At 52.5% G+C, this 1214-nt stretch carries 1 rRNA gene; it reads left to right on the top strand.

Features of this window, described 5'->3' with window-relative positions:
* Nucleotides 1-1214: ribosomal RNA gene (locus GD002_RS17580) — 23S ribosomal RNA — on the top strand; the annotation flags it as partial.

Here is a 1214-nt window from a genome sequence, read left to right as displayed (position 1 = left end):
CCCTTAGTAGCGGCGAGCGAAACGGGAAGAGCCCAAACCAAGAAGCTTGCTTCTTGGGGTTGTAGGACACTCTATACGGAGTTACAAAGGAATGCGTTAGACGAAGCGATCTGGAAAGATCCGCCGCAGTGGGTAAAAGCCCCGTAGTCGAAAGCACATTCCCTCCAGAGTGGATCCTGAGTACGGCGGAACACGTGAAATTCCGTCGGAATCCGGGAGGACCATCTCCCAAGGCTAAATACTCCCTAGTGACCGATAGTGAACCAGTACCGTGAGGGAAAGGTGAAAAGCACCCCGGAAGGGGAGTGAAATAGATCCTGAAACCGTGCGCTTACAAATTGTCAGAGCCCGTTAATGGGTGATGGCGTGCCTTTTGTAGAATGAACCGGCGAGTTACGATTCCATGCAAGGTTAAGCTGAGAAAGCGGAGCCGCAGCGAAAGCGAGTCTGAATAGGGCGAATGAGTATGGGGTCGTAGACCCGAAACCAGGTGATCTACCCATGTCCAGGGTGAAGGTCAGGTAACACTGACTGGAGGCCCGAACCCACGTATGTTGAAAAATGCGGGGATGAGGTGTGGGTAGCGGTGAAATTCCAATCGAACCTGGAGATAGCTGGTTCTCTCCGAAATAGCTTTAGGGCTAGCCTCAAACGAAAGAATCTCGGAGGTAGAGCACTGTTTGGACGAGGGGCCCATCCCGGGTTACCGAATTCAGACAAACTCCGAATGCCGATGATTTATGTTTGGGAGTCAGACAGTGGGTGATAAGATCCATTGTCGAGAGGGAAACAGCCCAGACCACCAGCTAAGGTCCCCAAGTATCTGTTAAGTGGAAAAGGATGTGGCGCTGCCCAGACAACCAGGATGTTGGCTTAGAAGCAGCCATCATTTAAAGAGTGCGTAATAGCTCACTGGTCGAGTGGCGCTGCGCCGAAAATGTACCGGGGCTAAACAGATCACCGAAGCTGTGGATTGACGTAAGTCAATGGTAGGAGAGCGTTCCAAGGGCGTTGAAGCTAGACCGGAAGGACTGGTGGAGCGCTTGGAAGTGAGAATGCCGGTATGAGTAGCGAAAGAAGGGTGAGAATCCCTTCCACCGAATGCCTAAGGTTTCCTGAGGAAGGCTCGTCCGCTCAGGGTTAGTCAGGACCTAAGTCGAGGCCGATAGGCGTAGACGATGGACAACAGGTTGATATTCCTGTACCACCTCCCC

Source organism: Sporosarcina obsidiansis (assembly GCF_009651005.1).
Classification (GTDB): domain Bacteria; phylum Bacillota; class Bacilli; order Bacillales_A; family Planococcaceae; genus Sporosarcina; species Sporosarcina obsidiansis.
Note: the sequence above shows the minus strand (reverse complement) of the source record. Positions and strands in the feature narration are given on the sequence as shown.